Below are 23,449 nucleotides of genomic sequence, written 5' to 3' on the forward strand. Positions count from 1 at the left end.
ACATAGGAAAGCGAAAGGCTTCCAGATCTACGTCGGTGGCTAAGACCACTGACCCCGACCCTGATAAGCCTGAGTTTTCCAACGTTGAACTATAAACCGGCAGCGCCCAAAAAGCGCTGCCGGTTATCTGTACCCAACGACCAGGCGCAGAACGACACTGCCAAGCCCTGCTTCTTGTGCCCCAAGCGCAAAAAAACGGTTTATCACCCAAAAACACAAACTTGACACCGCTATCCACGGCAACATATCTTTCTTCAAAGATCGACACTGAGATTACTTCGGGAGAGGATATGCGATTTCTACAACACGCTTTACTGACAGCACTCTTCCTGTTCACCACCGGCACAGCTCAGGTGGGAGAACGACGGGAATCTGTTGAACAAGTGCAACTGGCAGGCGATCAATCTCAGACTCCAGACTATGGCGGGACCGACTGCTGCAACCTACCGATTAGAGGAAATATCGACTGCGACAGCTATGACCTGATCGATCTGATTGATTTGGTGTATCTGATTGACTGGATGTTCAATGGTGGTCCCGGTCCGGTCTGTTGGCGGGAGGCCAACGTCGATGGTAGTGGACACGACTCTCTGACATTCGAGACAACCTCTGAAATCACCATCACCGATCTGGTGTATTTGGTCGAGTACCTGTTTACCGATGGACCGCCACCGGCGGCCATGCCGGACCATCACAGGTGGGAAAAGACCTATGCAAGCGAATCGTTTGACGAAGGCAGCGCCGTGGCCCAGACTGAAGACGGAGGTTACATCGTTACCGGTTTTCGGCAATCACCGGGGACCCGTAACCCCGATGTCTTACTTATACGGACGGACGCCTGGGGTGACCCAATCTGGACCCGATCCTTCGGCGACTCGCTGCATGAATACGGCTACGCCGTGGCTATAGCGCCCGATGGCGATTTTGTAATAGCCGGTGAAGTGGATTGGGATATCCTTGTACTCAGAGTCAGTCCGGAGGGGGATTTGAGATGGCTCAAGTCCTATGGAGGACCGCTCTATGACCACGCGAGGTCGATTGTGGTGGTCGATGGCGGCTTCTTGATTGCAGGAGGACGTGGTGAATCGTACACGGACCACCGACCGTTCATCATGAAACTGAATGGCGACGGCGATTCGCTCTGGACTAAGAAGTTCGGCGACACCACTTCGGCAGCTTTCTCAATGGCGACAACGGGCGATTCAGGCTATGCTCTGGCCGGCTGGACATATTTGGAGACGCAGGAGCACTTAGCGATTCTACTAACCAAGATAGATTCCGACCACGAAGTACTGTGGACTCGGAGCTATATGGATAACTCTGTGGCATTGGGTGTATTCCAGACGGATGACGACGGCTTCATCCTGACCGGGGAAAAGAACAGCGACTTTGATTCCGACCTGATAATACTTAAAACCGACTCTCTTGGCGACTCCGTGTGGGCCCGCGTTTATGGCGAGAATGACGAGGATCTCGGTTTGGGTGTGGTGCAGGCCGACGATGGCGGTTTCGTTGTTGCCGGGCTGCTTGACCAATGGTCGCAGGGCGACCGAAACGTTTGCCTCATCAAGCTCGATTCAGAGGGCAACGAAGTCTGGGTCCGAACCTATGGCGGGGAAAATCAGGATACCGGCTTGTCCCTGGCTCGGACCGCAGATGGTGGCTTCATAGTCGCCGGTAAGAGGTATAGGCGTATAGACGACTCAGAGCATAACGACGTCTACTTGATCAAAACTGACGCCGACGGCTACTCCCAGTAGCTGTCAGTGTGGGAAAGGCGGTTGTCAAATAGTATGACTACTCGATTTATCCAGCTTGCCGTTGCAATTCTGATCCTGGTGGCAGGTGGAGAGTTGACCGGGGGAACCAAATCGACCGGCGTTACGGATAGCTGCTGCGTAGGACCTATCCGAGGTAACGTCGACAACGATCAGGATGACCTTATCGACATCACAGACGTAGTATATCTAGTGGACTATATGTTCCAAGGGGGTCCTGCGCCCCTGTGTTTGAAAGAGGCAGACATTGACGGCAGCACCACTCTTGATCCATCCGGTGAGACTCCTGAAATCGCTATCGGCGATCTTATTCACCTGGTCGACTTCTTGTTCGCCGGGGGGCGCCTGCCGGTTCCTTGTTCCCCTGCGGACCAGTGGGAGAATATCTATGGTGGCGTGGGTACCGAGATAGCTTATTCCGTTGCAGCAACCTCTGACGGCGGCTACATCGTGGCTGGATCGGTTTGGGCAAACGGCGCAGATATATACCTAATCAGGACCGATGCCTGGGGTGACACCCTTTGGACCAGAACCTTCGGTACGCCTTTAGACGACGAAGCCTACTATGTTGCCGTCACCCCGGATGGCGGCTTTATCCTCACCGGGAATTCAGGGAACTCTAATCAGGCCGATCAAGACGTTTATGTAGTCAAGATCAGTGCGGTTGGAGATTTGGTATGGGAAAGGCGGTTTGGCGAGCCTGGCTGGAGCTGCGGATACTCGGTCGTACCCGTTAGCGGCGGCGGATACTTGGTGGCCGGGGCTCTTTTTGATTCATCACAGCATTACCGGGCCAGCCTCATCCGACTGAACGAGTCCGGCGATTCGCTGTGGAGCAGAAGGCACAGTGCCGGAGACCTTTCGACCAGTGCACGATCGATGGCGAAAACACCGGACGGCGGATATATCTTGACCGGATGGCAGGAGCCGCACCAGATTTGGCTTCTCAAGACCGATTCCCTCGGCCACGGCCTGTGGTCCCGGACCTACGAAGGTGGTCACATCGGCAGTTCAGTGATTCCCACCGCGGACGGCGGTTACATAGTGACAGGTACTTCGGATTACCCTTGGGATGATCTTTACGTTCTCAAGACTGATTCTCTCGGGGAGCCTATCTGGTCAAGAGAATTTGGAGAGAATGCCCCGGCTGATTTTGGCAGATCGGTTTTGCAGGCTGATGACGGAAATTACGTTATTGCCGGAATGCTGGACCAGTATTTCGAAGGTGGTGAAAACGTTTGTCTCATCAAGCTCGATTCTATGGGCAACGACGTCTGGATTCGGACCTACGGCGGGAGCGATCAGGACCGCGGTACCTCGGTAGCCAAGACGGGCGACGGCGGCTACATCATCACCGGAATCAAAGATGACGTCACAGACAGCGCGACGGGTTGGGATGTCTACTTGATCAAAACCGACGCTGAGGGTTTCTCGCAGTAGCTGTTGAAACCAGAAAGGCGGTTGTCGAATAGTATGACTACTCGATTTGTCCAGATTGCCGTTGCAATTCTGATCCTGCTGACAGGTGCAGAGTTGACCGGGGGAACCAAATCGCACCGTGGACCCAGTAGTTGTTCGATGGGAGATATTAGAGGTAATATCGACTATGACCTGTCCGATCTTGTCGACATCGCAGACCTGGTGTATCTGATCGACTGGATGTTTCATGGTGCTCCCGAACCGATCTGTTTGTATGAAGCAAACGTCGACGGAAGCTGCTGTACCGATCCGCCGGGCGAGAGTACCACTGATATTAATATAACCGACCTTGTCTACCTGGTGGATTTCCTGTTTACCGATGGACCCCCACCGGCGCCAAGCCCGACCACTGAGCGATGGGAGAAAACGTATGGAGGACATGAACCGGACGACGCAATCTCGGTCGCCCAGGCGGATGATAGTGGCTATGCGACGATTGGGTCCACAAGCTCCTACGGGGCTGGGGACGGTGACGTCTACTTAGTCAGAACCGACGCTTGGGGGGACACAGTTTGGACGCAGACATACGGCGGATCGGGTTACGATCATGGTTCCGACATTGTTGCTTCGAGCGACGGCGGATGGGTCATTGCAGGTCACACCGCATCGATGACACCTCAGGGCTGGGACGCCTATGTGCTGAAAGTCGATAGTATCGGAAATCTTATCTGGCAAAAGAATTTTGGCGGAGAAGGACCTGCCTCGGATATGGCCTTGGAGGTTATCGTTACGCATGACGATGGGTACTTACTTGCAGCTACTGTCTCAACCCCGGAAGAGTGGTATGTGGGTTGCCTTTACAAACTGAACGCATCGGGCGATTCGGTCTGGGCAAAGACCTATCACAATCCTCGCGGAATAGTGGCATGGTGCGTGGTGGCCACACCCGATGGCGGCTATGCCTTGACTGGATCGCTCGCCGGCTGGAGCCCCATGTTCCTCCTAAAGACCGACTCGTTGGGCGATAGCATGTGGACACGCACCTACGAAAGTGGATTCTATGGTCGCGCTCTGACGACAACTGATGACGGCGGGTACATTCTGGTCGGAAAAACGAATGCGGACCACCATTACCGTGAGTACCTGTACGTGATCAAGACCAATGCCGTTGGAGATACTGTGTGGACCAGGTACTTTGGTTATGACGTCGACAGTTTTGGCACGGCTGTCGTGCAAGCGAACGACGGCGGATATGTAATCGGGGGCACTCTTTCCACCCCCTGGAGAAACCAGGATGCCTGTTTAATCAAGCTCGACACAGTGGGCAACACTGTCTGGAGCAGGGTGTATGGTGGCAATGGCCACGATTACGGCCAGGGGATGGTGGCCTGCTCGGACGGTGGTTACATTGTGGTGGGCCTGGCGGATTCGTTTCAATCCGGTGGTTCTTCCCTATACGACGTCTACCTAATCAAAACCGACGCCGAGGGGTACTCGCAGTAGCAGGGCGGGTCCGTCTTTGGAACCGCGCCGCGGCGTGAACCCGGCCGGTCAAGCCGGCTTCTTTGCAGGTCTGAGCACAAACCTGCCCAGCCAATAAAAGGCCCGGATGTCCGGGCCCATGTCCAATCAGTGATTTGAGATTCTGATGTTGAGTTACGATTCTGATCTGCAGATCAAGAGTGAAATCGATCGTTGTCGATTACGACGGTATGCAATTCTCCTGACAACCGATATTGACGCATCCGCAAGTCCACCCATATTGACTTCCGCACGCCTGCGGTGGATCATGTTGCTTGCATCTTCGATACATTTGCCAGCTCGGATTGCACGATAGATGCGGCCCGCAGAAATACTTATTTCCACAGGTCGAGTCGCAACCGTCACCACCGGCCTTCGCGGCACTCGGCATCAACAAGACGGACGCAATTCCAATGGCGAAGAACAGAATTGTCGTACATGTAATTGCTGTAATTGTCTTCATCTTCTCACCTCCTTCCATGGAAGTCTACTGATTGGACACAAAGAAGAACTTAGCCAGCTCGATATCGATATAACTTTCGTACCCGAACTGAATGCTGTGCACAAAGCCGCTGCCGTCGACGCCGATGATGGTCGGCCAGAAGCCCATAAAGTAGGTTTTTTGCCAATACTCACCCTGGTAGTAGGCCAGTTCGAAGCCTTCAAACAGCCCCTCGAACTCCGCCGGGGGTGGTCCCCGATCATCTCGCAGACAGACAATCACCTGCACTTCCGGTCTGACCTTATCGGCAAAGTTCTTTTTGAACGCCCGCAACAGCACTAAGCACGGTTCGCAATCGTAACTGACGAACAACAGCAGCGCCGGCCGACCGCCCAACAGTTGCTCGAAGTTGCCGGGCACTCCGTCACGGTCGACATAGTCCTCCAGGGGAAACAGATCGCCGTCGGTAAAAGTTACATATTGCTCGTCCAGTTCACTCTCGATCGGGCTTTGATCGAACAGCGGCCGGGTCTCGGCGTCTCGGTTCAGGATGGCGTTCCCGACCAACATTCCACCGACCACGGCGATAAAACCAAACACGGCGCCGAATAGCACCTTGACATAAATTGAACTTAGGAGGGGTTGGCTCACGTAGTTGTCTCCTTACAAAGTGTGTTTGCGCCAAACCTGCGGCGGAATGGTCAGTTGAGTTGACCGTGCCGTTATACTGCTTAACCTAATTGTCGCATAGTTCCCATTATGCACTTTCATTAAAGTCAAATTGGACCTGTTTGTCAAGTAATTTCTGGGTGGTTGCTGCAAGTACGACAAATGGACATACTTTGCGGCCTTTGAGTGACGTGTTTTCCATCACCCATCGACTTCGCTCGGGGCGACCCTGCGAGCCCCAGGTACCCCTCTCGAAACGGGAACAAGAACCCTTCGACTCCGCTCAGGGTGAGGTTACGAAGGCTCGAAGCGAGAGAGAGTGATTTGTCTCCGCAAGATGCTTGATATACGCTTGTGGCTACAACTCCATTTGTGGCAATAGCCCCATTTATGGCAACAGCCCCATTTATGGGTGGATAGCTGCACCCGGGTAAAAAGCAGCCCAGGCGAACCAGTATGCAACAAACGAACGCGACTGTGTCAACTGTTCCCCCGCTCGTGGACCCGAGATACCATAGCCGAAAACGTCCCAGGTGGTTCCCTCGTCGTCGATCATTATCGACGGGAGTTCGTCCTGTAGGGGACTGAAACTAAGCCGGGTGCCGTCGGAGGTTTGATCTTGAAAAGCCACGGCGAAGTTCAGCCGGGAACTGCCTACCACCACATGCGACCGGCCATTAATGGTGTCGGTGACGACTGAGATATCAGCGGGGAATTGGTTTATCGGATAAACCTTGCTGGTGGACCCGACAATCACGCCCAGCACACGCTCCTTGCGATCCAATCGTCCGTCATCGTTGTCCACCGGAAACAGCAAACGATTGTCATTGGTGCGATAGTCTCCGTAAGGGTAGCGACCGTAGGAACGGCTGTAGCCGGTATTGGTGGAAACAACGGGCGCCTGTGGGTACATTTTCTTCCAGGTATCCCAGCCGGTCTCTACCACCGGGAATAACTCGGCTGACTTTCCGGCGAGATTGCCGTTTACCGAGAGTAGTTTCATCTGTGACCAGTTGCTGCCGGAGGCGCGGTCGTAGGGAATGAGGTTGGTGTTGTAAAGCAGTCCGGAAACGCCAAAGGTGGTCACCGTACCGCTCAAACTACGATCCCAGACAATGCCCGATCCGGTCAGGGGGCAATAGGTGACGGCGAAGAAACTGTTCTGAATCTCGTCGTTCATAATCTCATGCCAGTCCAAAATAGGGTGCGGATAGGCTCTTTGCTCACCATGCAGGCTAACCCCGAGCACCAGATCATTGGAACCCAGAAAACTCGCCTGGGCGGCGTCGATCAAGTTGGGATTGCTTAGTGCCGGAATGCCGTCCTTACCGGGGCCGCCGTCGAAGACCTCATCCAGAGGTATCAACCATTCTCCGGACAGTTGCCCGGAGTTGGTGCCGGATTGATCACTGCAACCAGAGGTGAGGGCAATCGAAGCGGCTGATATCAACATGAGAATTGACTTAAACATAGTTAACTCCATTCTATAAGCTCCAAGGTTGGGACGCCTGCTTGTCCCCCAGATTGAAAAACAGTGCTACAGATAGCCTGTAATCAGTTGTCAATTGTGTGCCGTCAAGCTTTCGATACAAAGGCAGTTCACCGGCAACTCCGGCCGACACAGCCTTCGAGATTTCATAGCTCAGTCCCGGCGCCAGATTCAACCAGCGGCCTCCACTGTTTGGCAATTCCTGATCGGCAAACCGGTCGGCTGTCACGCTGCGATAACGGAACCCGGCTGTGATATCCGTTTTGCCAAAAGATCGGTAGGTGCCGCTGAGTGTGGCCACCAACTCATCGCCGAAATTGTAACCTTCCGACGATGTTCCAAACCGATTGTTGGTTCCGGTAAACCGGTAGGTAGCCGAAGCAGTGACGCCGATGGGCAGATGACGATAGAGTCCTTGAGAAAGATACCCCCACAGAACTGCGTCCCAGGCTCCACTCCCCGGTTGCATGTCGGCCGCGATGAGAATGTTGTTGGAACGTAGCGACGACTCGCCGAAAGGGATCTTTACACCTGCGCCGACAGCAACCTGGCGTTGCGACTGAACGGAGTATGGAATCAGATTGTACTTGAGCAAAAGCAGCCCGTCACCTATCCCCCGCGTCCTAAGAAACTCTCCGGCGCCGTGGCCGGCCTGGCTGGTTCGTTCTTGCTGGAGCAGTGTGAACAGACCCGACACGGTAAGTCGTCCAGACAGGCCATAGCTTATCTCCATCAATCCGGCATGCACGGAGCGACGGCGGGTATCGTCGGTCAGTTGATCGCTGCCGGAGACGACGTCAGAAATAGAATTGTACTGGTAGGTAAAGCCGAACTGCCAGACGCCGGCCGCCGAGGTGGGCAACTCCAGTGCATTGGTCAAAGGAGCCCCGCCGCAGCTACATGCCTGACTGAACACCGAACTGGACAGCAAACTCAAAACCAGGACCTCAGCAAGCCATATAGTAACAGACTTTGACATTACATTCCTTTCCGATGTGGGCGCCTTCCAGCCGTGGCGGAACAACTGGCTCCGACGACCACACTTCAACATGGCATTAATTGGTCGCTATAATCCAAATTATGTTACAATATGGTGGGGAGAATATGCTGGCCGGGTTATAGCATCGCCGAAGGCTGCTGGAGCGCCGCGTAACTAATTGCTGGTCTTCCCGATAGCGTCGCGTACCCGCTTCTTCGCAGCGTCTGTCAACCTGAAGTGCGATTCCTGTAATGACGATTCCTCCGGCATTGACGTACCGAGAATCGACCTGATATGCAATAGCTGCCGTCTGTAACGGCGACAGAATCGACAAAACAGCAAGTGTACCCTAACCCTGAGTCTACCTGACCAGGCAAGTCTTTCATCGAGCCCCTGCGATGTTAGCTCAGCGGTCTGATCGCAACTGAGCATCAACTTTTCAAGCGGTCGGGCGACCAGTTGTCTTATCCCGCCGGAATGGTTGGGTCTCATGGTTTGACTTTATTTAGTTCCATCCATTGTTGTTCCAAACAGTTTCTTAACTGCTTTCGGGCACGGTGTAGGCTAACTCGCAGATTGGTCGGACTAACCCCCATAACGTTACAGATTTCTTCGACCGGCATTTGTTCCACTTCGCGCAGAACAAACAATATCGCTGGTTTCTGAGGCAATCGATCCAGACACGCGTTGAGGTATGTCCAAAACTCGTGGCGCTCGGTTGGGTCCTGCGGATCGATCAACCACTCCCCCGGTCTTTGGGGCTCGGTTGACTCTACTGTGGTCCTGTCTTCCGCCCCGAGGTCCATCTCTTTGCCCATGCGTCGAAAACTATCGATGATTTTCCGTTTCAGAATACCGGTAAGCCAGGTGCGTTCGGTCGAATGCCCTTGGAACGAAGTCCGGGCCTTTAATGCAGCCAGAAGAGTCTCCTGTACTGCATCCTCGGCAAGTTGTGGATCGCGCAAGCGCAGCAGCGCGAAACGATACAGGTAGTCGCCATACGAGGCGACCCATTCACGCGGATCGGACAGCCCGGCCCTGGCCGATTCAGGTCCTGCCTTGGAGTGGGTCTGAGTTGTCTCTTTTTTGTCGGTGTCCATCACTTGATAAACAGCCAGATCGGCGTCGCTGTTTCCGGGAAGGTTGGTTGCCGGAGGGAGCCCCCCCAACCATGGGTGGGGCTTGTATGCTATTACGGACTAGTCTATGGGCAAGCTGGCGGTGGCGGGCCACCGGTGAACATGAAATCGTTGAGATATACGAGATCGGGCATCTCGGCGGACGAACCGTCACCATTTACATCTGCTTCCACCGTACACGGCGCGGGCGGACCTCCCGTGAACATGAAATCAGCCAGATATACCAAGTCCGAGATATCAATAGCTTCACCGGCATCACCGTCGACATTCCCACGAATACCGACGCAGCAAGGCGGCGGCATTCCTTTGAGTACCGTACCGCCAAGATAACCCGGGCCACTGTTTGGCCACGACATACCGGCCATAACGAACCCGCCATCGTCAGTCGATACGATACTACCCGCCGCCTCGTTGTCGAGTCCATTGATTGTCTGCGACCATTCTTCGACCCCATTCTCATCTACTTTTAGCACATAGAGATCATAACCGACAGCACCATAGTCATCGGTGTTGCCCGCAAGGAGGTATCCTCCGTCATCAGTGGTGGCAGCGCAGATCACCATCTCATGATTCGGCCCGCCATAGATGTTATCCCACAATACTTGCGTCCCCGTGCTGTCAATCATCATCAGGCGCTGGTCGCTGGTGCCGTTTGAGTACTCCACGTTGCCCGCGATGGCATACCCGGTGCCGAGGACTTCAAAAACAGCCATGGGTATATCCTCATCCGCTCCCCCGAAGGTGTGATCCCACTCGACATTGTAGTTTGTATCGTACTTCACCGCTCGAATATCGGTACCGTTGGCTCCGCCGGTCGGCCAGTCGGTGACACAGATGGTTCCCCCGTCCGAGGTCTCTCGGGCATCCATGCTGTACGGGTAATAAAGTGTCTCCCCAATGTTCATTTCGCGAAGGAAGTTGCCATTGGCGTCAAGCCACAACACAGATGGCTTAATGGGGTCGTCCCCCTGCATCGCAATCACGTACCCGCCGGTTGACGTTTGATACACACTGAAACCAAAGTCACCCTGGGACGGGTGTTCATACCATTCCTGATCGCCGTACTTGTCCAGCTTGACCAGAGTAAAACCTTCCTCATTGGTTAGCAGCATGAATCCATCATCGGCCGTTGGTTCGAGCAGCGGGTGGTCCTGCCAATAGCCCCGCCCATCCGGGGAAGACTGCGCATGGCCGCTGGAGCGTTCGGCGGCAGGCGTTTTGAGAAAAGGTCCACAGCATGGCTCATCCCAGGCGATGCTCCCACACGCATCAACCTTCCAGAGGTGGTAATAGCACTCAGGCGCCCAAGTCTCTACCTGACCGGCGACGAGATAGCCGCCATCGAATGTCGGCTGCACGGCATTGACCGTGTAATATCCCTCTGATTCTTCGAATTGTCCACTCCACTCTTTCAACGCCTCCGGGTCCTGCTCCGGATTGTAGGTGTATGGGCAGATGTCGTTAACACTCGTGATTCCGTCCAGATCAGGATCAATATCGTAGTAAAAGCCGATCGGCTCAAGGTTCACCCCATCCGGTCGCCACACCGTAAACCATGCGAAGCACGGATCGCAGTCAAGATTGGATACGTCTACCGAGTGGAATCTCGCTCCTGGAGTATCGAGTAGGAACTTATTCCACAACGGCTTTGCCACCAAGGACGCCGGGGCAGGCTCGCCGCAATGGTTGTCTTCGGAGTAGATTTCGAGATCAACCATACACCAACTGTCGCCGATCTCCCATTCCAGTGTGCCTGTGTTATCATTATACGATATAGAGTGCAATGTCGGGAGCGGTCCCCCCTCCGATGACGTTGGCATTAATGTTCCAAGGTCTCCACCGTTGACACTCTTGTAGAACCATTCGTATGACATCGATTGGCTCTGGTAATTTAGGCAGTCAAAGAACACAACGCCAGTGCCGTCCAGGTAGTCCATTTTATTGTCAGTAACACAGATATTCCTGATCAGTTGACCACCCTGGGTATGCGCCCTGGCCATATCACCTGGTTGAACGGCCCCAATGTATGTCCAGTAAGGGTTGTCCAGGTCGATGGCATCCGGGTGACCGTCACCGTCGGAATCACTCCAGCCAATGTGGCGAATCGTGTGGTCGCAAAGTGTGTAGTGATAATCTAAGTTCCACATGATGCAGGGGTAAGAACTGCCAGTACACGTGAGACAATTGAGGTTTGGGTGATATAGAAATCCGTGGCCCACTTCGCAGTCAGGGAACACAACAGGACACTGACGGGCGCCAACGTACTCGTCCGCGGCGCCAAACGTATGCAGCATCTCGTGTGCTATCACATACTGTGACCAAAGAGTGGAGACTCCGTTATAATATAGCGTCGAAACACAGAAAGGTGTGCGATAAGTCTCCCAGACGGAACCGGGCGGCCAGTATTGGTGTGCGTAGCCCGCGGTGTTGTCCGGGAAGCCAGGGGCAGTGTTGTTCAGAACCACAAAGACAGTGAGTCCCCAGTCTGTTTGATATTGCTGTCGCAAACGATTGCCATTGCCGAATATCCCGCTCCACCCTGAACCAAACCCGAGGTGTTGAAGGGCGTCGTCAATCCATCCGAACTCCCACAGCTCTGGTAATACCTCGACCGTTGGTCGCTTGTTAAGAATCGGTTCTTCGAAAACAGGGACCGACCTGTGTTCCTCGTATACCCAGGTTACATCTACATTTCTGTCATAGGCCAGGCTGGAAAGACCTTCACAGGCGTCTACTACACGGGCAATAGCCAGATCCTCTTCATAGGTTGTCCAAATCTCACCCACTGGAAACTCTGGGAGGATAATACAGACCGCCGTTCGTCCCACCAGGTAATTGGTACTGAACATCTCATTTAGTGAAATACTCCTATCAGCCAGCGGCTGTGCGCTGAGCCAGCGCTCTCGGTTCGCGGACTCAAACTCACCAGTTCCGCATGTTGGGATGTCCAAGGGTTGGTCGAAGGATGGTTCAGGATCGTTCGACTGAAGGTTCGCCCAGCAGAATTCACCGATTGAGGTCGACGAGCCGGGATTGAGTGTGGTTTTGCTTCGATCTTGATGCTGCCCCGTTAATCCACCTTCTTGTGCCAGCAGATCAAACTGCGACGGCGACATCCAGCAGATGAATTCTCCGGTCGCTGGGAATTCGTGATAGACTCTCGCGCCGTACAACTCGATTAGTTTCCTATTTACTCTTTGAGATTCGCTGTCGGTACTCGGCAGCTTGAGGTAGCAATTGGATACGTTTGCTTCACTCAGTGCTGAAACAACAAGCAGCAGGGTGAGCACTAAGATTCCACTCCTGAATGACATAGCATCCCTCCGATGTTGAATGTGTATTGATGTCCGAGTGTAAGGCGGTCCTAACCTAAGAACATCTAATCATTTTACTTCCTCTCCATGTCGTTACCATCTCTGCACTTACTCCGGCGAGAGCTGGAAGTTCACGCCGGTAATTGTTGCACGTTCCTCCGAGCTGATGACAACTATCGATTGGCTTCGATAGCCTACCTTTCGACAAAACACTCTGCGGGGACCGTATCCAAGGCTTCCTGCTGCGTAACGCCCAAGTGAATCGGCATAGGACGGATTGGTGCTGACCGTATCTCTCAAATTGATCACTGCCGAATCAATCGGTTCGCCAGTCACAGAATCGGTCACTACACCTCGGATACTCGTGACGGGGTCACTGATATCAAGCTTGCAGCTCAACCAGACCGTTGCAGATACGACCAACCCAATGCCGACAATTCGAAGAAACATCCTGTGTTGCATTCTCATTCTCCCTGTTTACAGGTTATTGGTTATACAACTCAAAGTTCCACCTCAATCACCTTCCTGATGCCTGTTCCCATTCCTGTCATTTCTGCATGCGCCCGCCGCGCCCTGTCTTTCTGGAAGACGTTCTAATCTACGTTCGTGTTCAATCTGAGTCAATCACATTTTGCGCGTTGCGAGGTATTCTAACTGCCTGCTTATCCTGTAAAACAGCGCCAACTGCTGCCATCCTTTGGCCCCAAAAAAGAGCCCTGTCGCCCCTGCTAAACCGTTTGACATCGGCTAGCCATTTGTATATCATGGTTGCCTTGGCTTGTAATCGGCGAGACCGTAAGAGCCTGTGACACTGCAAATTCAAAGATCGTTTGGAGGATTCCGGTGAAGGAATTTACGACTGACAAAATCCGTAACATCTGCGTGGCCGGACAACGTGGCTGCGGCAAAACCAGTTTGGGTGATGCTGTGGCCTTCATCGCCGGGATCAACAACCGTGTCGGGCGCGTCGACGACGGCAGCTCGCTTTTGGATCATACCGATATCGAGATGTCCAAGAAGACCACGATTTCTGCAAAGTTGCTTGCAACGCCCTGGTCGGACAACAAGATCAACTGGCTTGACTGCCCCGGCCATCCGGACTTTGTGGGTGAGTTGCTCTCAAGCGGCGCGGTGTCGGACGCCGCCCTGTTTGTCATCAACGCAACTTCCGGCGTGGAAGTCGGCACCCAAATGCAGTGGCGCGCGCTGGGTGACAAGCCGGTGGCCAGGATGTTCTTTGTCAATAAAATGGAGCAGGAGAATGTCACCTGGCAGGCCAACTTAGACAGCCTTAACGAAGCCTTCGGTGTTTCTGTTGCTGCCGTCCAGATGCCGATTGGTGAAGCGTCCGGATTCAAAGGAATCATCGACTTACTCACCAATAAAGCCTACACTTTCGACGATAAGGGCAAAGCGACCGAAACCGAGATTCCCGGCGACATGAAAGATGCCGCCCAGGCTGGCCGGGATAAGTTGATTGAGTCGGCCGCCGAGGGCGACGATGCTTTGCTTGAGAAGTTCTTCGAGGATGGGACGCTTTCTGATGAAGATTTCGCCACTGGCTTTGCCAAGGGTTTGCAGGCCGGTAAGGTCTATCCGATATTGTGTGGTTCGGCCTCATTGAACATGGGTGTCAGCCTGCTTTTGGACTTCATAAACCGGCACGCCCCCTCCCCCGCCGACATGCCGGCCTCGACCGCGCTCAAAAGCGGTACCGAGGATGCCGTCGAAGTGGCCTGTGATGCTTCCGGTCAGCCATTGGCTTATGTTTTCAAAACGCTTTCGGAAAGTCACCTCGGTGACATGTCTTTCTTGAAAATCTACTCGGGAACTCTGAAGTCCGGCATGGACCTCAAGAATCAGCAGACCGACAACGGTGAACGCGTTACACAGATATACACGCTGCAAGGCAAATCCCGACAGGATATTGCCTCGGTGGGCGCCGGCGATATAGGCTTGTTGGTGAAACTCAAGAACACCCATACCGGTAACAGTCTGGCCTCGAACGCGCTGGGACTGACAGTGCCGGCCGTGGCCTACCCCAACCCGGTGATGGATGTGGCGATCAGAGCCAAGTCCAAAGGAGACGAGGAAAAGATCAGTTCGGGATTGAACAAACTGCACGAAGCAGACCCGACATTCAAACTGGTGGCTGACCCGGCCCTGGCGCAGCAGGTGCTGTACGGTCAGGGACCTACCCATATCGAAGTGCTGACCGAGCAACTGAAATCTCGATTCGGTGTTGAGGTGGAACTGGTGCGGCCCAAGATTCCCTATCGCGAAACGATCAAGGGTAAAGCCGAGAAGCAGTACCGTCACAAGAAACAGTCGGGTGGGCGCGGGCAGTTTGGTGATGTGCATATTCGTCTGGAGCCGAACGTTCGCGGCGGCGGCTTTGAGTTCATCGACGCCATTAAAGGCGGCGTGATTCCTACCAAGTTTATCCCGGCCGTGGAAAAAGGAGTTGTCGAATCGATGGTCAAGGGTGGTCTGGCCGGTTCGCAAGTGGTCGATGTCAAAGTGACGCTGTTCTTTGGATCGTATCATGATGTGGACTCGTCCGACATGGCTTTCAAGATTGCCGGACTGATGGCTTTCAAGGAGGGTTTCATGGAGTCCAAGCCGGTGCTGTTGGAACCTATCTGCAACATCGAAGTGACTGTGCCGGACGATTACACCGGCGACGTCATGGGTGACTTGTCATCACGTCGCGGCAAGATTGCCGGTATGGACCCCGACGGTCGCAACCAGATCGTGCGGGCTGCGGTTCCGCAGGCGGAGTTGTATCAGTATGCGGTCGACCTGCGTTCGATGACCCAGGGTCAGGGTGTGTACGCTCTTGAGTTCGCGCGCTATGAAGAGGTCCCGCACGATGCTGCTCAGAAAGTGATCGAAGCAGCCAAGCGCGACGCCGAAGAGGAGTCTTGACGACCTGGCGTATTAGCATCATCTAATCCCACGTAGGGGGCGGCCTTGCGTCGCCCCACTGTTTCGGCGGACACAAGGCCCGCCGCTACGCGCGACGGAAAACCGACTTCTAATTCAATCTCCCTGCCCCGGTCCCCAAGATCACGCTCAGTCTTGTAGGGCAGTCTGCCGTGGCGGACTGTGATCCTGCCGAATTGGCGGCATCCCTCCTGCGGCGGACCTTCGGCGCAGGGATGCCGCCCTACTTTGGTTCTGGATTCCGACCTTCGCCAGAATGACACCGGTGAGCACGCCTGCAAATGGGTTCGTTTTGCGGAAAAAGTACTTTTGTAGTCCCCACTTCTCGCGGCGGTCGACAACTCAGCCATAGCATCAACCCCGCGTGGCGCGGGGTGTCATGCCAAGTGCACTCGCGGCACGAGCGACGCGAGATGGGTTTGGTAGTTGCAATGTCGTGTTCGTGTAATAGCATCGATGGTGAATGCGATGCGTGCACGGGTTGGGCGTATTATGTTCGGGACTGGCGGTCATCCGGGCGCTCCTTTTAGTGGGCGCTGTACAGTAGCATTATAATATGAGTCGGTGTTGTTTTTGTAGTGGGGGGGGGAAGAATCACGCGAAACGCCTGATGTCGAAACCGCAGGGGTCTCGACCTACGAAGAACAAAGGCGGGTTCACGCCGCGGCGCGCAGGCGAAGACGGACCCGCCCTACAAGAGAAGATGGACCCCGGCCTTCGCCGTTCGATGGTGCTCAGGGTCAATCATCGGAACAGCAAGGCGTCCCGGCCGACTGACGCACAAAAGTGTCGAAACCTGCCCTTCGACTCCGCTCAGCATGAGGTGAGAGTGTCGGGCGGGGTCGCCCGACACCACAAGAGAAGATGGACCCCGGCCTTCGCCGGGGTGACAGGACTGGATTCCGGGTCAAAGCCCGGAATGACAGGCAAGACTGTTCCTCGCGCTTCGCACCGCCGAGGCAACCCAGTCGTTGGCGTGCGAAGTAAGTCATCCAAAAACAGGTTGCTATTGACAAAGCCGCTGAGTAGGTTTCGGGCGGTGACAGGCTCTTGTCTGTCAGGTTTGCCACGATTCTATAGCAGTAGGAGCGGTTGTCGATCGTGAGTTATTCTCGTCGCAGATTTGTTCGACTGGCCCTCTCAGGCCTTGCCGGTGCAACCGGGATCGGTCAGCTTCTATCTGTGGGCTGCCGAGCTTCGCGACATCTGCTTGAAGGCGTTCGCCCCGACCGACCCGTTCTGGCCGATCTCCATGTCCACTCCATGATCAACCAATGGAATCGCCAAAGCGCGCTGGGCGTGAAGTATCCTCTGGTGGCCGGCATCGCGGAGAAGTTTGCCAACAAGAGCGGTATGGAATGGGAGGACTGCCACGCGGCCGGTGTTGATCTGATTTGCGTTGCCCATTTCAATGTTTTCGATGAGTGGTTGTCGATGCCGACCGATCCCAACCCCGAAGCGCCTGCCAACAGCCTGCGCATGCTGGATCATCTGGAGCGTGCCTTGCAGGGTCCCGATGGTCGTTTCGCCAAGATGGCTTATAATCACGATGAGATGACGAGTCTTTTGGACGTGCCTAAAACAAGTGATGCTTTCCGGACTTGTGTCGTTCACACCCTCGAAGGCGGCCACGCCCTGGGTGGCGACCTGGGCGCCGTGGAGACGTTCGCCAAGCGCGGTGTGGCATTGATCACGGTTACTCACTTTTTCAACAAAGGGATCGCATCGGCAGCCAATTCCTACCCGTTTTTCCCCGATGCCGGAGCCGGATGGGACAATCAGGGATTGACTGCATTCGGTCGCGAGGTGATCCGGGAGATGGAGGATTGCGGCATCCTGGTCGACATCACCCACGCACCGGCGGCATCGGTGGCCGACATCCTTCATTGTGCAAGGTTGCCGCTGGTGGCTACCCATGTCGGAGCTCGCACGCTGAGTGACCATCCCTACTCTCTCTACGACGAACATATTGAGCAGATCGCACATGACAGCGGCATTATAGGTGTGATCATCGATCCCTACCTGCTGTCCAACTACGCATCGATCGGCGAGGCCGACCATTGGGGTACACTGAGCGACACCGTGCGCAACATCCGCCATATCGTTAAACTGCACGGCACACATAAGCATGTCGGAATCGGCAGTGACTTCGCCGGTTTCATCAACCCGCCGAAAGAGATGACGCGTCTTAGCCAAATCGACCAGCTCAGACGGTTATTGCTGGACGAATTCGGCGATGAATCGGTGGTAGCGGATATACTGGCCAGGAACGCAATCAACTTCCTGAAAGAGAACTGGCGGTCGGGGTTGTGAATTCTATGAGATACGTTACGACTTCATTAACCGTGATTTTGCTGGTGGCCGGATTGTCGGGTTCCGATGCGCGCGCCTGGGATAAGAACGAACACCGTATGCTGGCCGATTCGGTTTATCACAGTGTAATGCGAGAGTGCGCTCGGTCCCTGGACGATACGGCCTATCTCATCGGCGATGCCGGTGGTGGCCTGGTGCTACCCCACAAGGCCTGGGACCAGCACACCTTTGGCGAACTGTGCGCGAGTTCGGCCGCGGATGATCTGGCCAAAAACAGATTCCATGACCTCGGCAAGACGATCATGGAACAGCTTGAGTCGCTGAGCGCAGAACAAATCGAAACACAATTGCGCGCAGCCGGTTTCACTCACACACCGGGCCAAGAGTTGGAGACCCGGCCACTGTCGGCTGACAACGTGATTCAATCCTACTTGTTGCACCACTTGTACGCTATGCAGCTTGTCGCCACGGCTTTACAGCCGGACCAAGACGACCGGCGGCTGGTGCTGGAAGCGCTGGCCTTCGAGGCCGTCGCCCAGGGATACCTGGCCGATGCTTTTTCAGCCGGACATATCCTGGTGCATCGAGCTGACCCGTTAGCTTTTTTGCACCGCCGGAATATCATCGAAGCGCATAATCGTAATCGAACCCGGGGCGCGTATGTAGTAAACTCACAAGGTGATGCGTGGCAAACTTTCGGCGATGAAGTGATGCATTGGTATGGTCCTTCATACATCAAGGTTTTACAGGCATGCCGCAACTCGTTGATGGAACTGGTTGCGGTTGTGTATGCTTCCGGAGATTACGCCCAGCCTGACCTGCCGGAAACGTGGCCGAGTTGGGCAAAGACGAGGATCACCTCAGGCCCCACCGAGGCACAGTGGCAGAAGCCCAGTGACGGCGTCGACTACTACCTGACCAACAGTGTGCCCACGCTTCGGTTGTTGCCGATGTCCGTAACGGCCACCTGGAGCTATCGCACCGATGATAAAGACGAGCACGACATACGGCGACACCATCACTATCCACAACTACGCGATGAGGGCTTACACGACAGCAGTCTTTCCCCAAAGGAGATAAAAGAGCTATACTGGCGTTCTTCAATGCCGCCTTGGATGACGCCTAAACCCTTCAGATCGAACTCGGCGAACGATCCCGATTGGCTGGTGCGTCATGATCGTGACTGGGCCTCGGTCCGCTGGACGCAAACAAGGTCGATTCCGCCCAGTTACAAAGGTGTTCTTCTCCACATCGGTGGCCAGTTGACTCACCGGGGTGGCCGGGGTCTTATCGGCGGCCTCGTCGGAGTTGGCTATTGCCGTTGGGATGATCTGGTGTTGCTGAACAATCTCTCCATCGACATGATAGTAACTACCGCCGCCGCCGATCATGATCGCCCCTTGATGGTTTCATCGGTGGGATTCGGTGTACCAATAAAACAGGGTCTACTCTATGCCGTCCGGTTCGAATGCGGGCTGGCGGCCGACCTGGAATCGGACTACGATAAGTACGGCTTCATGTGCGCTGTTGGAGTGGACAGTCCGGTTTTGCCACTGGGTTTTACCGAGGCCGGAGTAACTGCTCGGCTTAAGTACCAGCGGTTTCGCCTCCACCCCACTCTGCATGGACCCTCACTGCAATTGATCCTGCATTGAATCCCGGCCACAGGCTTGTCGATCAACCGGAGTCGTCAGGCGACGAGTAGGCAAATAGTAATCGACCGGTCCGCTCGGTCTGTGGTTCATCGGGTAGAAGTAAAACTAAGCAGACCGAAGACGGCCCAGGGTTTGGCGTCTCCTGGAGGAATATCGTTACCCTCTGGGAGGTTGCTGTTTGACAACCAGCCGCACGGTGGATAGGCCGCCCGGTTTCATTCGGTTTCTATCAGTGATGGCGGAAGCAAGTCGGCGGGCGCCGTGGCCATGAGTGCTTTCTCAAAAGTTCGATCTGGGTCCTTTTTGCATTCACGCTCTTCGGGCGAACCTTTGGGCATGCGGGCGGTCAGACCGTTATAGGCGGTCCATTCGATGTCATCACTGCGAAGGACACAGCCACGATAGCCCAGTCTCGAGGGGATAGGATTCCCCCCCGAGACCGGATCGAGCGAATTCCAAAGTTCGATCAGCGTCTGTGCAGTGGTCGCCTCGATTGACCAGGTCGGATCACGACGACCGGAAAAGCAAAAGGCTCCGCCAATGAATGGTCCTCCGGATTTATGTGATCTTGATGTGCCCATGCATTACAACCATGAACGTGCAAAAACTGGTGTAACCGCCTCGGTCAGCCGTGCGCGGATCTCTGATCAGCTTCCCGCTGTTGTCGAGATTGGTGGCTTCACCCCAGCCGGGCTTGTGCGTCCAGAGGTGGTTGCGACCTTTCCGATACCAGTGAAAATCCCAACCAGGCCCTACAACCAGCGCTACCAAATGACCTTCCCTGGGGCACCTGTTGTTGGCCAATGGCTTGTTGATCAGTTCATCGGCAATCGCCCCGGCCTTGACTTCGGCGCACGAAATCGAGGCGTACTTGGCTCCAGCCGCTTCACCGGGCTGGGCGTAGGTATCGGACCTGTAATTGCAACCATAGTTATAGCAGTTGTTGTTGTATTGGATTTGACCGGCGTCGTTCCACCAACCGGGCTCGTAGAGAGGCGCACACCGACATCGGCAACGAAGCGGCCATCTGGGTTTTTTCCTCAACGGCCATTTGGTACGCACCTTGTGGAATCTGTTGATCTCCCTTTTCAGTCGGAGGTGAAACGGTTTACCGAGGCGAAGTTTGCGGATAGGTCCGGTACTTCCACAGATGAAATCCTCAAAAGCCGCGTCTTCAATGTGGTGCGACAAACCAAGCCCAAAGGCGTCGCCGTGCGCTACCCGGAACAGTTTGGGCAGAGTCTTGGACGGCCGGCCGGTCTGTTCCACGATCAAACCGCGATAACCCAGGGTAGGAGTCGGAGGCATTCCCAACTCGCCTCGTTTGATCCTCTTCGCTGGTTGAAGACGCTTCAAGGCGTCCGTGGCATCGCTGCCCTTCAATTCAATGACCGGGTTCTTCCGGCCGCTGAAAACATCGATAGTAATTCGAAGTGCCATATCACACATTTCCCTTCTTACGCTTGAAACTTGACTCTCTGCAGAACCGGTTCAATCGAACCGTCTGCTTATCATCCTGAGACTTGCCACTGGTCACCAGAGGTGCTGACCTGATGTGGTCAGGCTCTACAAACCGTCAGACTGCTAAACAAGAAAGACCTTTGTCTCGGGCGAATCCGGAAATCCCAGACGGATAAGAACACCACGGGCTGACAAAGTCCTGACATACCCAAACAGGGTACGTTGCGGCCGTCTCACTCTATCCGGGCAATGCTTTCAATGCTCGAACCAAACTCGTGGTTGAGCCGGTCCAACGAAGGGGTGATGCACGGGCAACTTTTCCGAGGTCACGTGACAAACAAAGTGCCTTCGGTGCATTATTAAGCACTAAACGGTACTTTCTTGGAGCACTCATCGTGATTCTCCTTATGGGTTATGTGTTAAAAGGTCGACTGTAAGGTAGGTCTGTTAGTGGAGGAAGCAAGTCCAAAAACAAACAAAAACGGATCCTTGGCAGATACCTACTCCGGTCTGTTAGTTCGTTGGCAGATGGCCCCCTGGCTTTGCCGGACGTGAAAGTGTGGTGATGCTTCCTCGACGCGCCGGGTCTCACCCGCCTGCGGCGGGAAGGACCCAGCGCAACATCCGGCGCGGGACTCCTCGCAATGACGCCATCGAAGGACTATCAACAAGCCCCTCGGTCACCGTTTCATGCGCCGTCAACTACGGCATCAACTTCGATCTCAACTAACCACTCCCGGTTGATAATGCGCCTCACTTGCATCACGGTGTCTACAGGGCGAATGTCCTTGAAGTATTCTCCTCGAACCTTTGCGATCTCTTTCCGATCATCAATCCGAGTGAGCAACATGCAGGTTCGTATAACATCAGTAAGCGAAAAGCCGATGATTGAGGCGAACGGGCCGTCACTGTGGGCGAGTTTACGGGACATGTTAGTTTTTCCTTTCATTGTCAGCCGGCGACAGGAGCAGTCCGCGCCTGAACTGCATCCGCCTTTACTCACGCTTGAGACAGTTCACGACCTCGCCGAGATAGAGACGATGGTAGTCGGCCCCGGGGTACTCATGCTTGATATACGGATAAAGAAAGTTGGCCGGGTCAAGGTCGTGAATATAGTCCTTGCGACATTCCAGGACCAACCTCGCCTGCTGGTAGTACACTGCACCGGTTTCGGAGGCTACGGGTGTCAACCCGGTCGCAGTCATCTTGTCGACATCGCGGCCTGACTTGGTGCCGCAGAATTTGAGGGCGTCTCGGTACTGGGGATCGAAAAAGCTGAGCGTGAACCGATCGGCTTTCTCGGCGAACTGGTAGGTGTACCGTTGTGGTCTGATCACACACCAGCAGATGTTTTTGTTCCAAAGAACACCCATCCCACCCCAACTGGCCGTCATAGTGTTGAACGAATCGAGGCTACCGGCGGTGACAAGCATCCAGTCCTCACCGATGAGTTTGAAAACATTGTCTTTGATTTCGCTGACTTTGATCGGTTGGAATTCTTTGTTCATTTGTTCTCCGTACAATAGCGAGATTTGTCTACGTCATCATGCAACGGTACCCCGGCACTGGGAGGGCTCTTTTTGAATGAGCGGCCGTGTGCATTTGATCGTTGAGGCATTGGTTCAAACTATGGACTGAGCATCCATCCGTCAAGGCCTGATTCCCACCATGAGCGGATAGATGCACTGTGTCGATCGATTCCAAGTCCTCTTTTGAGAGTCAGTTTTGGGGTGTGTTATTGATTCAGCCTGGCGAAGAACACACCCCGCCCCGCCGTCGGCGGGGCACCCCTCTCTATCTGGGGAAAGAAGGTTCGGCAGATGTGGACATTTGCCGAACACGGAAACAAGCCTTAATGTCGGGGCCACCCGGCCGACTATGGCGGGTCCACGCCGCGGCGCGCAGGCGAAGACGGACCCACCCTACAGAACTGCTGGGCGGCAGGTGTCGGGCGGGGTCGCCCAACACCACACGACAATCCGCCCCAGACAAGGTTTGAGACGGCCACCCGGCCCCTCGACTGCGCTCGGGGTGACAGACGGAAGGGTTGTGCGGCAGGTGTCGGGCGGGGTCGCCCAACACCACACGACAATCCGCCCCAGACAAGGTTTGAGACGGCCACCCGGTCGAAACCTCGCTTCGCGGCCATAAGTGGCATTCATGCCCTTCGGGGCAGGGTTTTCGACCGATACAAAGAATGGATTCCCTGATTTCACAAACGAAGTGCAACATCTGTATAAGGTGTTGTTATGGGAAAAAAATACAATCAACTCAATCTTGAAGAACGGTGTGAAATATCCAGACTTCATACCGCGGGCTGGAAG

The 23,449-nt window shown here is 54.6% G+C and carries 16 protein-coding genes; 6 read left to right on the forward strand and 10 right to left on the reverse strand.

What is annotated here, in order from left to right; genetic code table 11:
- The first annotated feature begins 290 nt into the window (after positions 1 to 290).
- Genes OEV49_17210 through OEV49_17220 form a run of 3 tightly spaced genes read left to right on the forward strand, consistent with a single transcriptional unit; the run spans position 291 to position 4,700 of the window.
- Complete coding sequence (locus OEV49_17210) at positions 291 to 1,760, forward strand: hypothetical protein (protein MDH3892804.1); 1,470 nt, start codon at positions 291 to 293, stop codon at positions 1,758 to 1,760.
- Positions 1,761 to 1,793: 33 nt separating this feature from the next.
- Positions 1,794 to 3,218, forward strand: coding sequence for a hypothetical protein (locus OEV49_17215; GenBank protein ID MDH3892805.1), 1,425 nt, complete (start codon positions 1,794 to 1,796; stop codon positions 3,216 to 3,218).
- Positions 3,219 to 3,251: 33 nt separating this feature from the next.
- Positions 3,252 to 4,700, forward strand: a complete 1,449-nt coding sequence (locus OEV49_17220; GenBank protein MDH3892806.1) for a hypothetical protein — start codon at positions 3,252 to 3,254, stop codon at positions 4,698 to 4,700.
- A 505-nt stretch (positions 4,701 to 5,205) separates the two neighbouring features.
- Here the strand turns inward: OEV49_17220 and OEV49_17225 are convergent.
- From OEV49_17225 to OEV49_17250, 6 genes are all read right to left on the reverse strand, one after another.
- Positions 5,206 to 5,811 carry a hypothetical protein gene (locus OEV49_17225; GenBank protein ID MDH3892807.1) on the reverse strand — a complete coding sequence of 202 codons (606 nt, stop codon included), beginning with the start codon at positions 5,809 to 5,811 and terminating at the stop codon, positions 5,206 to 5,208.
- Positions 5,812 to 6,235: 424 nt separating this feature from the next.
- Positions 6,236 to 7,300: a DUF3179 domain-containing protein gene (locus OEV49_17230; GenBank protein MDH3892808.1), complete on the reverse strand. Its 1,065-nt coding sequence runs from the start codon at positions 7,298 to 7,300 to the stop codon at positions 6,236 to 6,238.
- A 13-nt stretch (positions 7,301 to 7,313) separates the two neighbouring features.
- A complete protein-coding gene (locus OEV49_17235) occupies positions 7,314 to 8,297 on the reverse strand; it encodes a hypothetical protein (GenBank protein MDH3892809.1) in 984 nt (327 codons plus the stop codon).
- Positions 8,298 to 8,785: 488 nt separating this feature from the next.
- Positions 8,786 to 9,397: a sigma-70 family RNA polymerase sigma factor gene (locus OEV49_17240; protein ID MDH3892810.1), complete on the reverse strand. Its 612-nt coding sequence runs from the start codon at positions 9,395 to 9,397 to the stop codon at positions 8,786 to 8,788.
- 104 nt (positions 9,398 to 9,501) lie between these two features.
- Positions 9,502 to 12,750, reverse strand: a complete 3,249-nt coding sequence (locus OEV49_17245; GenBank protein ID MDH3892811.1) for a hypothetical protein — start codon at positions 12,748 to 12,750, stop codon at positions 9,502 to 9,504.
- 108 nt (positions 12,751 to 12,858) lie between these two features.
- Positions 12,859 to 13,212 carry a carboxypeptidase-like regulatory domain-containing protein gene (locus OEV49_17250; protein MDH3892812.1) on the reverse strand — a complete coding sequence of 118 codons (354 nt, stop codon included), beginning with the start codon at positions 13,210 to 13,212 and terminating at the stop codon, positions 12,859 to 12,861.
- A 381-nt stretch (positions 13,213 to 13,593) separates the two neighbouring features.
- On the opposite strand from OEV49_17250, the gene fusA reads away from it, so the two are divergent.
- The 3 genes from fusA (at position 13,594) to OEV49_17265 (ending at position 19,664) form a co-directional block, all read left to right on the forward strand.
- Positions 13,594 to 15,678, forward strand: a complete 2,085-nt coding sequence (fusA, locus tag OEV49_17255; GenBank protein ID MDH3892813.1) for an elongation factor G — start codon at positions 13,594 to 13,596, stop codon at positions 15,676 to 15,678.
- 1,119 nt (positions 15,679 to 16,797) lie between these two features.
- Positions 16,798 to 18,009 (forward strand): membrane dipeptidase, encoded by a 1,212-nt coding sequence (locus tag OEV49_17260; protein ID MDH3892814.1) that lies wholly within the window; start codon positions 16,798 to 16,800, stop codon positions 18,007 to 18,009.
- Positions 18,010 to 18,014: 5 nt separating this feature from the next.
- On the forward strand, positions 18,015 to 19,664 hold the full coding sequence (locus OEV49_17265) for a hypothetical protein (GenBank protein ID MDH3892815.1): 1,650 nt from the start codon (positions 18,015 to 18,017) through the stop codon (positions 19,662 to 19,664).
- A gap of 215 nt (positions 19,665 to 19,879) precedes the next feature.
- On the opposite strand, the gene OEV49_17270 is transcribed toward OEV49_17265, so the two are convergent.
- The 4 genes from OEV49_17270 to OEV49_17285 form a co-directional block, all read right to left on the reverse strand.
- Positions 19,880 to 20,245: a hypothetical protein gene (locus OEV49_17270; protein MDH3892816.1), complete on the reverse strand. Its 366-nt coding sequence runs from the start codon at positions 20,243 to 20,245 to the stop codon at positions 19,880 to 19,882.
- Complete coding sequence (locus OEV49_17275) at positions 20,223 to 21,104, reverse strand: hypothetical protein (GenBank protein ID MDH3892817.1); 882 nt, start codon at positions 21,102 to 21,104, stop codon at positions 20,223 to 20,225. The genes OEV49_17270 and OEV49_17275 overlap by 23 nt, the downstream gene beginning before the upstream one ends.
- Positions 21,105 to 21,813: 709 nt before the next feature.
- Positions 21,814 to 22,056 carry a Rid family hydrolase gene (locus tag OEV49_17280; protein MDH3892818.1) on the reverse strand — a complete coding sequence of 81 codons (243 nt, stop codon included), beginning with the start codon at positions 22,054 to 22,056 and terminating at the stop codon, positions 21,814 to 21,816.
- A 64-nt stretch (positions 22,057 to 22,120) separates the two neighbouring features.
- A complete protein-coding gene (locus tag OEV49_17285) occupies positions 22,121 to 22,633 on the reverse strand; it encodes a flavin reductase family protein (GenBank protein ID MDH3892819.1) in 513 nt (170 codons plus the stop codon).
- Positions 22,634 to 23,449 lie beyond the last annotated feature (816 nt).

This window comes from Candidatus Zixiibacteriota bacterium (assembly GCA_029860345.1).
In the GTDB taxonomy this organism is placed as follows: domain Bacteria; phylum Zixibacteria; class MSB-5A5; order GN15; family FEB-12; genus JAJRTA01.

Excerpts from the sequence above, each read along its gene's own strand:
- OEV49_17250 (MDH3892812.1), bottom strand. The coding sequence starts at position 13,212 with ATGCAACACAGGATGTTTCTTCGAATTGTCGGCATTGGGTTGGTCGTA.
- OEV49_17280 (MDH3892818.1), bottom strand. The coding sequence starts at position 22,056 with ATGTCCCGTAAACTCGCCCACAGTGACGGCCCGTTCGCCTCAATCATC.
- OEV49_17265 (MDH3892815.1), top strand. The coding sequence starts at position 18,015 with ATGAGATACGTTACGACTTCATTAACCGTGATTTTGCTGGTGGCCGGA.
- OEV49_17275 (MDH3892817.1), bottom strand. The coding sequence starts at position 21,104 with ATGGCACTTCGAATTACTATCGATGTTTTCAGCGGCCGGAAGAACCCG.
- OEV49_17215 (MDH3892805.1), top strand. The coding sequence starts at position 1,794 with ATGACTACTCGATTTATCCAGCTTGCCGTTGCAATTCTGATCCTGGTG.
- OEV49_17235 (MDH3892809.1), bottom strand. The coding sequence starts at position 8,297 with ATGTCAAAGTCTGTTACTATATGGCTTGCTGAGGTCCTGGTTTTGAGT.
- OEV49_17245 (MDH3892811.1), bottom strand. The coding sequence starts at position 12,750 with ATGTCATTCAGGAGTGGAATCTTAGTGCTCACCCTGCTGCTTGTTGTT.
- OEV49_17240 (MDH3892810.1), bottom strand. The coding sequence starts at position 9,397 with ATGGACACCGACAAAAAAGAGACAACTCAGACCCACTCCAAGGCAGGA.
- OEV49_17210 (MDH3892804.1), top strand. The coding sequence starts at position 291 with ATGCGATTTCTACAACACGCTTTACTGACAGCACTCTTCCTGTTCACC.
- OEV49_17220 (MDH3892806.1), top strand. The coding sequence starts at position 3,252 with ATGACTACTCGATTTGTCCAGATTGCCGTTGCAATTCTGATCCTGCTG.
- OEV49_17230 (MDH3892808.1), bottom strand. The coding sequence starts at position 7,300 with ATGTTTAAGTCAATTCTCATGTTGATATCAGCCGCTTCGATTGCCCTC.
- OEV49_17270 (MDH3892816.1), bottom strand. The coding sequence starts at position 20,245 with ATGGGCACATCAAGATCACATAAATCCGGAGGACCATTCATTGGCGGA.
- OEV49_17285 (MDH3892819.1), bottom strand. The coding sequence starts at position 22,633 with ATGAACAAAGAATTCCAACCGATCAAAGTCAGCGAAATCAAAGACAAT.